Annotated in this window: 8 protein-coding genes; 6 read left to right on the forward strand and 2 right to left on the reverse strand. The window is 41.0% G+C overall.

Features of this window, described 5'->3' with window-relative positions; all coding sequences use genetic code 11:
- Positions 1-1,018 precede the first annotated feature (1,018 nt).
- The 4 genes from IM477_RS18555 (at position 1,019) to IM477_RS18570 (ending at position 4,143) form a co-directional block, all read left to right on the forward strand.
- Positions 1,019-2,062 (forward strand): DNA cytosine methyltransferase, encoded by a 1,044-nt coding sequence (locus IM477_RS18555; RefSeq protein ID WP_287733000.1) that lies wholly within the window; start codon positions 1,019-1,021, stop codon positions 2,060-2,062.
- Positions 2,063-2,336: 274 nt separating this feature from the next.
- Entirely contained in the window at positions 2,337-2,672 is a 336-nt protein-coding gene (locus tag IM477_RS18560; RefSeq protein WP_287733001.1) for a hypothetical protein, read from the forward strand.
- 185 nt (positions 2,673-2,857) lie between these two features.
- Complete coding sequence (locus IM477_RS18565) at positions 2,858-3,331, forward strand: tRNA (cytidine(34)-2'-O)-methyltransferase (RefSeq protein ID WP_287733002.1); 474 nt, start codon at positions 2,858-2,860, stop codon at positions 3,329-3,331.
- A gap of 224 nt (positions 3,332-3,555) precedes the next feature.
- Entirely contained in the window at positions 3,556-4,143 is a 588-nt protein-coding gene (locus IM477_RS18570; protein ID WP_287733003.1) for a prepilin-type cleavage/methylation domain-containing protein, read from the forward strand.
- Positions 4,144-4,156: 13 nt separating this feature from the next.
- Here the strand turns inward: IM477_RS18570 and IM477_RS18575 are convergent, their stop codons facing one another.
- A complete protein-coding gene (locus IM477_RS18575; RefSeq protein WP_287733004.1) occupies positions 4,157-4,513 on the reverse strand; it encodes a 4a-hydroxytetrahydrobiopterin dehydratase in 357 nt (118 codons plus the stop codon).
- Between the two features lie 225 nt (positions 4,514-4,738).
- On the opposite strand from IM477_RS18575, the gene IM477_RS18580 reads away from it, so the two are divergent.
- Together IM477_RS18580 and bchB are read left to right on the forward strand one after the other, a co-directional pair.
- A complete protein-coding gene (locus IM477_RS18580) occupies positions 4,739-5,335 on the forward strand; it encodes a nucleotide-binding protein (protein WP_147069211.1) in 597 nt (198 codons plus the stop codon).
- A 155-nt stretch (positions 5,336-5,490) separates the two neighbouring features.
- Entirely contained in the window at positions 5,491-7,017 is a 1,527-nt protein-coding gene (gene bchB, locus IM477_RS18585) for a ferredoxin:protochlorophyllide reductase (ATP-dependent) subunit B (RefSeq protein ID WP_287733005.1), read from the forward strand.
- Between the two features lie 47 nt (positions 7,018-7,064).
- Here bchB and IM477_RS18590 read toward each other — a convergent pair whose 3' ends face one another.
- On the reverse strand, positions 7,065-8,192 hold the full coding sequence (locus tag IM477_RS18590; RefSeq protein WP_287733006.1) for a class I SAM-dependent methyltransferase: 1,128 nt from the start codon (positions 8,190-8,192) through the stop codon (positions 7,065-7,067).
- Positions 8,193-8,449: the final 257 nt, after the last annotated feature.

The raw sequence follows: 8,449 nt of genomic DNA on the forward strand, positions 1-8,449 counted from the left end.
ACGGCCACTTTGAACAAGTCGAAAAAATCTCATGTTCAACCTTATTTCCTAGAAAGTTTTACTCGTTCAAGGCCGAATTTGAAGTCTTTTCTGAACGAAACCCCCTACTATCTGTGGTCAAGGTTTAGTTTTTAGCTTGGTTATCGCTTTTTCCATTGTAGGTTAAAGCCGTCCTAAAAGGACGGGGTTTTCAACCCAAATTTTCGATAACCCGACTGCACTAACTTTTGAGCAAAGGAAGGCAGCTTGGTCTGAAGTTTCTCGTTTGCTAATGACATAGAATAGAGCCAGTAAAGACTGTACAACCCACTACATCCCTTAGTATTCCCATTTTTTCACCGCAGCTAACAGGTAAAAGAAAATTTATTGTCGGCTACTTATAAGTAGTCGTGCAAAATTAATTTCCTAGTCGAGACGGGAGACTCCGAGACGGGAGACAGCTATCAGGGATCAGATTTAAGTTTTTAGTTCACTGTTTACTGATCACAGCAAAAAGCGTTCCACTGACGGCTTAGATGTATAATTAATTTTGCTTATACCATTTTTCTAAAGTAATGGTAGAAATAGTTAATTACCCTCACCCCCAACCCCTCTCCCTTTCTGGGAGAGGGGAGTAGTATGCCTGCCATGAATCAAGAAAAATGCTGTTAGGTACTCAAGAATAGTTATTATTCGCTCAATGCTATCGCTGTTTATGCTTGACTCTCACTGGATTAACAGTGGACCTGTTGCATAATTAATTTTCGAGGGTTCAAAAATGGGAAAAATAGGCATGAGGTAAAAATAAAAAGAGCAGAAGAGGTCATGGTTTCTAGGTTATGCCTGTTAAAGGTATCTTTCTTATCCTACACTTGTAACACCAATCTGTTTAGTATTTGGGAGAAAAAAATTATGCGGACAGGGGAGATGGGGAGATAGGGGGAGTGGGGAGAAAGATTCGAGCATTTATACTAAAATCTAAGATAGCCGGTTTAATATCGTCTCAGGGATCAAAACTAAAGCGTAGAATAGAGAAAATATGTGGACTTTTATTGATTTATTTGCCGGTGTAGGAGGATTTAGAATCGCCCTAGAGAATCTCGGTTGTCAATGCGTTTTTTCCTCGGAAATCGATACTCACTCCCAAAAGGTTTACTTGGCTAACTATGGTCATTTACCCGATAATCAAGACATCAGAAAATTAGAGGCAAAAACTGTCCCCGATCATGATATACTGTGCGGCGGTTTTCCCTGTCAAGCGTTTAGTATCGCCGGCAGAAAACACGGTTTTGAAGATGCACGCGGAACCTTATTTTTTGAAGTTGCCCGGATACTACACGAAAAGAAACCGAAAGCTTTTATCTTAGAAAATGTCCAGGGTTTAGTCCACCATGATCGAGGTAAAACTTTAAAAACTATTTTAGATATACTAGAAAAGGATTTGCATTATTTTGTCCCTAGTCCCCAGATTTTAAATGCCAGATATTTTGGGGTTCCTCAAAACCGTCCCCGAATTTTTATCGTCGGTTTTCGAGAAGATTTAAATATTTACCATTTTTCCTATCCTCAACCAACCCATCAAGAAACTTGTCTCAAAGATATCATAGAAGAAAAGGAAGTCAGCGTTAAATATTATCTCTCTAATCAGTATTTAGAAACTTTGTTTAAACACAAAGCTAGACACCAACATAAAGGTAATGGGTTCGGTTATGAGATTATTTCTCCCGATGGTATCGCTAATGCTATTGTAGTAGGAGGTATGGGAAAAGAAAGAAATTTAGTTATCGATCAAAGACTGACTAATTTTACTCCCGTTACTCGTATTAAGGGAGAGGTAAATAAATTATTCGTCCGCAGAATGACTCCCAGAGAATGGGCAAGATTACAGGGATTTCCCGATAGTTTTCAGATTGTTGTCAGCGATGTCCAAGCTTATAAACAGTTCGGTAATTCTGTGGCTATTCCCGTGGTAAAAGCGGTGGCAAAAGAGGTGATTAAAGCTTTAGATTTATCCAGAGATTCTCAAGAAAAGATCAGGGTTAAAGACCTACAGGGGAGACAATTAGAACTATTGTCAATCTGAGGAAAAATAACAATTTTTTCTAGGGTTTTGGGTATATTAAGAATAGTTATTATTTGATCAATATGATCGCTGTTTATGCTCGACTCTCACTGGATTAACAGTGGACTTGTTACATAATTAATTTTCGAGAGTTCAAAAATGAGAAAAATAGGCATGAGGTAACAATAAAAGAGCAAAAGAGGTGATGGTTTCGCCGGTTGTGCTTGTTAAAGGTATCTTTCTTATACTACACTTGTAACATCAATAGGTTTTAGTATTCGGGAGAAAAAAAATTATGCGGACAATCACACGCACCACCACTACCGATATGGAAGTCACCAGCATTCGTCTGGAAAGAGTCCTCAAAGACAAGCTGAAAGAGATTTCCGGCAATCAAGGTTATCAAGCACTCATTCGCGATGTCTTATGGAATTTCGTTCAGCAGAAATCAGGGGATTATCGACCTCAGTTTTGTGCTGGCGATATAAGGGCAGTATTTAACGCTACAGCTAGAAAAAATGAGATTTGCGCTCTTACAGGCAAGTTAATCCCCGCTAATGAAACAATGTTGTTAGGTTTGACGATCTATGGCGATCTAGTTCCGTTGAGTATGGATAGTTATCCCAATTAAATTAAAATAAGTTTGACTAGGGTGGGGCAGAATCCAGTATAGTTAGTCCTCACCCAAGGGAGATGGGAAGTGGGAATTATAAATTATAAATTATGAATTATCAATTGAGAGGTGGGGAGTTTTTTGCCGTGAACAGTGAACTGATAACTGATAACTGATAACTGATAACCGATAACTGATAACTGATGACTGAAGCGATTTTACGAGTGGTTTTAATCAATCCGCAAATTCCGCCAAATACGGGGAATATTGCCCGTACTTGCGCCGCAACGAGGACAGAATTGCATTTAGTTGGTCCCTTGGGGTTTGAAATTAGCGATCGCTATCTGAAGCGCGCCGGCTTAGATTATTGGCCTTATGTAAAACTGATGTACTACTTGACAATTAATGACTTCTGTGCTTATCAACAAAAGAGCGGCGGAAGGGCGATCGGGTTTACTGTGCGCGGCAGCAGCAGTTATGTGGAATACAGCTATCAAAGCGGAGATTGGCTACTTTTTGGCAGTGAAACCGACGGTATTCCGGCAGATTTATTAAATCAATGTGATCATACAGTGTATATTCCCATGGCAGAACCAGGGGTGAGAAGTTTAAATCTTTCCGTTAGTGTGGCAATCGGATTATTTGAGGCCAGACGACAATTGGGATTTATTCGTTAGCGGGACATTTGGCTATATAAACAGAGCAAATAAACTGAATTGACCAAAAAATTAGAAAATTGCTTTTATTTAGCTGATTTTTGCCCGTAGCGGTAAAAATGCGATCGCCGTCAATTTTGTCCGTAATAACAGCAAGAAATTATGTGGATTATCCTAGAGCAAATTAATTGTTGCTCCTTGCTAACTACATAATTTATTGAAAATAAAAAGGCAAGATGAGGCTCATGAATATCTTAGACCTTTCTCCCAATACTTTTCGCAATTTACAGCTTTTAAATCGGCAAAAATCCACCTCTGGATTAACTCAAGTCGAGATGTTAGTTACCCTAATTTTATTAGGAATTCTCTTAACTCTTGCCCTTTCTGTTTATCATCGTTTAATGGCTTGGATTCGCTTAAATATCGCCACCTTTGAAATATCACAACAGTGGAAACATACCCGTTATCAAGCCACAGGAGAAGGTTTTCATCCCCTATCTTTGTGCATGGCAGAAAGTGAAACCGAACAGATTAAAGTGGCAAAAGTACAAGGAGACGAATGTGAAAATGTCACCGATTGGACTCCCATCACTCGTGGTGTTAGCATCGATACTGATAATTCTACCCTACGCCGAGTTAGTGGACCTGTCGGTAATCAAGGGACAATTTATCGCGCTAGTTGGGCCGATACAAAGGGGGGTTTAGGGGGTTCTTGGGGACAGTTGGGCAGAATTACTTTAGTTGCTTCCGGTACACCCGACAAACGCTGTTTATTTTTATTCCGTGTTGATGGTAGTTGGGATATTCGTCAAGATGATAGCTGTGTGGGTTAAAGCTGATTTAAAACTAGGGAATCAGGCGATCAATTTGTTGAGCTAAATCAAAATCTAAGTTACTTAAACCTCCCACGTCATGGGTAGTGAGGGAAAGAGTAACGCGATTGTAATTGATGGTAATATCAGGATGATGGCCTAGGGATTCAGCTGGAGTAACTAAGCGATTAACAAAAGCGATCGCTTCGATAAAATTGTTAAATTTAAAAGTTTTTTCAATCCGTTGATCTCGTAACTGCCAACCCGGGATAGTCTGTAATTGTTGAGAGATTTCTCGAGCGGATAAACGAGTAGCGGGTAAAGAGAGGACTAATTGACCAGTTAACCCAATCATGAAAGCGATCGCTATTGCTAAGAATTGGTTCAACATTGAAGACTCTCCCGTAGTTGTGGTGAGCGGAAAAAGTGATCGATCGGGATGGCATAGTCCCAAAATCTAACATTAACGAACACTTTACACCATAATTAATGTCGAGAGAGCCACGCTCAAAAATCTACAATTCTGACCGATAGCTTTTCTGAGGGGAAACTTAGACGGTTTTCAGTCCGTCTGGGAGTACACTAGAAAATACCCATTTATTCGATCGAGCCGTTCATGATTATTTCCGTCGTAGCACTGAAGGGAGGGGTCGGGAAAACCACCACATCGATTCATCTGGCCGCCTATTTTCAGGAAAAAGCGCCCACCTTATTGATCGATGCGGATAAAAATCGTTCGGCTCTCCATTGGTCCCGGGAAGACACCCTTCCTTTTATGGTAGCGTCCCAAGCTGGAGCGACGGGACTGGTGAAACAATACACTCATATTATCGTCGATACCCAGGCCCGGCCGGAGCCAGACGAGTTAAAAGATTTAGCTCAGGGCAGCGATTTATTAATCCTACCCACCACTCCCAATCATCTCGATATCGATGTCACGATTAAAGCGGTAGAATTGCTGTCCACGATGACCGATAATTATCGAGTTCTTTTAACCCAAGTGGATTCACGGACAAAAACAGGACGAGAAGCTCGGAAAGCTCTAGAAGAAGCAAAATTACCCGTATTTAAGCGAGAAATTCCCCGTTTAGTTGCTTTTGAACGAGCGGCCGAAAAGGGAGTCATCGTCAAAGATTATCCCGACCCCCGGTCCAATTTCGGTTGGCTTTGTTACCAAGCGGTCGGTAAAGAAATTTTTGCCCTAATGACATAAATTGTTAAAAAAGTTAATATTAATATTTGTGTCATTTTTCCCCAAAAAGATACTTAATCTGCATGGGGACTTTTTGTAATCTTCCGTTAAGCGTTCACTCCTAAATCGGTAAAGTCTGAGACAATCAAAAAAGTCTGACTGTAGGAGAACCCTCTATGAAATTGGCCTATTGGATGTATGCGGGTCCCGCTCATATTGGCACTTTAAGGATCGCCAGTTCCTTTAAAAATGTTCATGCTATCATGCACGCTCCTCTGGGAGACGATTATTTTAACGTCATGCGCTCGATGTTGGAAAGGGAGCGTAATTTTACCCCCGTCACTACTAGTATTGTCGATCGTAATGTTTTAGCCCGGGGTTCCCAAGAAAAAGTCGTCGATAATATTGTTCGCAAAGATCGCGAAGAAAGTCCCGATTTAATCGTTTTAACCCCCACCTGTACCTCCAGCATTCTCCAAGAGGATTTACAAAACTTTGTCGAAAGAGCGCGACAGGATGCCGAGGGGGATGTGCTGCTGGCCGATGTCAACCACTACCGCTATAATGAACTACAAGCGGCCGATAAAACTCTCTATCAAATTATCAAATATTATCTCGATAAGGCCCAGAGAAAGGGGGAAATTATCTCGCAGAAAACCCCTAAACCTTCGGTTAATATTATCGGCATTACCACCCTCGGTTTCCATAACCAACATGATCGCACGGAATTAAAGCGGTTAATGGCAGATTTGGACATTGAAGTTAACGAAATTATTCCCGAAGCTGCCTCGGTGGACAACTTAAAAAATCTGCCCCGCGCTTGGTTTAATCTGGTTCCCTATCGAGAAGTGGGATTAATGACAGCCAAATATCTCGAAAGCGAATTCGCTATGCCCTACGTTGATATTACCCCCATGGGAGTAGTGGAAACAGCGCGCTGTATTCGCAAAATCCAAGAGGTAATTAATCCCCAAGGTGCAGCAGTAGATTACGAAGATTTTATCAATGAACAAACTCTGCATATCTCCCAAGCTGCTTGGTTTTCTCGTTCCATTGACTGTCAGAATTTAACGGGCAAAAAAGCGGTGGTTTTTGGTGATAATACCCACGCAGCCGCTATGACAAAAATTCTCGCTAGAGAGATGGGAATCCATGTGGTTTTAGCGGGTACTTATTGCAAGTATGATGCGGATTGGTTCCGGGAACAAGTGAGTGAATATTGCGATGAAGTGTTAATTAGTGATGATAATGGGGCGATAGGAGATGCTATTGCTCGGTTGGAACCAGCGGCGATATTTGGTACTCAAATGGAACGTCATGTGGGCAAACGTTTAGATATTCCCTGTGGAGTAATTGCCGCACCTATTCATATCCAAAATTTCCCCCTCGGTTATAAACCTTTCTTAGGTTACGAAGGCACTAATCAGATCGCCGATTTGGTCTATAATTCCTTTACTTTGGGTATGGAAGATCACCTATTAGAGATATTCGGTGGTCATGATACAAAAGAGGTAATTACTAAAGGTATCTCGGCAGATTCTGACCTAAATTGGAATAAGGAAGCTACGGCAGAATTACAGAAAATACCCGGTTTTGTGCGGGGGAAAGTCAAACGAAATACCGAAAAATTCGCCCGGGAGCGAGGTATTGGTGAAATAACTTTAGAGGTAATGTATGCGGCTAAAGAATCCGTAGGAGCTTAATTATTTCTTTGGGCTGAAAGTTAACAGCATTCAGCCCTTTTTTTTAGTTATTTACTTAATCCCTTAAGTATTCTTTCTTCTACTCCTTTCCCCTGAATTAACACTCCAAATCCTCCTAAACCGGTGGGATTGATTAATTGATGTAAGGCATCTCGACGCTGAAATATAGTTAATATATCGATTTTTCCTTGAGAAAGTTCCTTTAATCTATCCCCTAATCCCAAAGCCATTAAAAATAATCCTTGCTGAGTAAAACCGAGATTTTTTAAGCCTAATTTCTCCCCTTGACGTTGTAAAGCGGTAAAATCCACATGAGTGGTAATATCTTGTTCTCCCACCCACAAATAAGCATGATCATGACGCTGATGTTGTCGATAACATTGTAGGGTTCCTTGACTTCTTTGGGGATGATAATATTTTTCGGCAGTGTAACCGTAATCTATGGTTAAGATATAACCTCGATCGAGTTTCCGATTAACCGTTTCTAACCAGTCTAAAGCTAATAAGTTTACCTCGGTTTGATAACCCTCCCGATAAAGTGGTGAAGGAATATTTATCCCCACTAAATCAAAATAGTCTTTGATTCTGTCGGTGGATAAATCTGCGATAATCTCCTGAAAAGGTTCCCCCAATCCCAGATAAATTTCTCGCAATTCTCCCGACTCGATCACAACTCGATGGACAGGAAAAGCATCGATTAACTCATTACTAAACACACAACCCACAAGGGAATTATCGGCTAAATCCGGCCAACTTTGCCAAGATACCGGGGAATATCCCGCTAAAGTTGCCCGTTGTCTTTCCCTGAGTTTCTGAGATTGTTCGATAATTATATAACTGAGATTTTGATAAAAATCAGCATAGCTATCACTCAAATAATCAAGGATATCTTTCGCTAAAATTCCCGAACCTGCTCCCACTTCCACTAAAGTAAATCCAGGCGAATTACCTAAAAATTCCGCCATCTCGACAAATTGCTCCGCCAACAATTGGCCAAAATCTGCCCCTAGGGACGAGGAAGTAAAAAAATCCCCTTTTGAGCCAATTTCTACTTTTCCAGAGGTGTAATAGCCATAATCGGGGTGATAGAGAGCTAAATCCATCCAGCGATCGAAGCTAATTCGACCCGCTGCTGATTGTTTAATTTCCTCTAGGATGATTGCTTCTAAATTCATCTTGATCGGGGAATTATGAATTATGAATTATGAATTATGAAATGGGAAGTGGGAATTATGAAATGGGAATTAGAAATTGGGAATTAGGAAGGCTGTATCTTACATTTGCAGAAATACCGACAATCAGCAATTATCAGTGACTCTTAAATTATTACAGACGTATCAGCAGCTGCGTGTAAGCATCCCACCGAAAAACTAATGCGCGGGGGGTTTGGGGGCGGCGCCACGCCCCCAACGGGGGGTTTGGGGGGTAGAAC

Source organism: Microcystis sp. M090S1, from assembly GCF_020246295.1.
Classification (GTDB): domain Bacteria; phylum Cyanobacteriota; class Cyanobacteriia; order Cyanobacteriales; family Microcystaceae; genus Microcystis; species Microcystis aeruginosa.

Bases quoted from the DNA above. Each gene is read 5' to 3' on its own strand.
- IM477_RS18590 (WP_287733006.1), bottom strand. From the start codon at position 8,192: ATGAATTTAGAAGCAATCATCCTAGAGGAAATTAAACAATCAGCAGCG.
- bchB (WP_287733005.1), top strand. From the start codon at position 5,491: ATGAAATTGGCCTATTGGATGTATGCGGGTCCCGCTCATATTGGCACT.
- IM477_RS18570 (WP_287733003.1), top strand. From the start codon at position 3,556: ATGAATATCTTAGACCTTTCTCCCAATACTTTTCGCAATTTACAGCTT.
- IM477_RS18580 (WP_147069211.1), top strand. From the start codon at position 4,739: ATGATTATTTCCGTCGTAGCACTGAAGGGAGGGGTCGGGAAAACCACC.
- IM477_RS18555 (WP_287733000.1), top strand. From the start codon at position 1,019: ATGTGGACTTTTATTGATTTATTTGCCGGTGTAGGAGGATTTAGAATC.
- IM477_RS18565 (WP_287733002.1), top strand. From the start codon at position 2,858: ATGACTGAAGCGATTTTACGAGTGGTTTTAATCAATCCGCAAATTCCG.
- IM477_RS18560 (WP_287733001.1), top strand. From the start codon at position 2,337: ATGCGGACAATCACACGCACCACCACTACCGATATGGAAGTCACCAGC.
- IM477_RS18575 (WP_287733004.1), bottom strand. From the start codon at position 4,513: ATGTTGAACCAATTCTTAGCAATAGCGATCGCTTTCATGATTGGGTTA.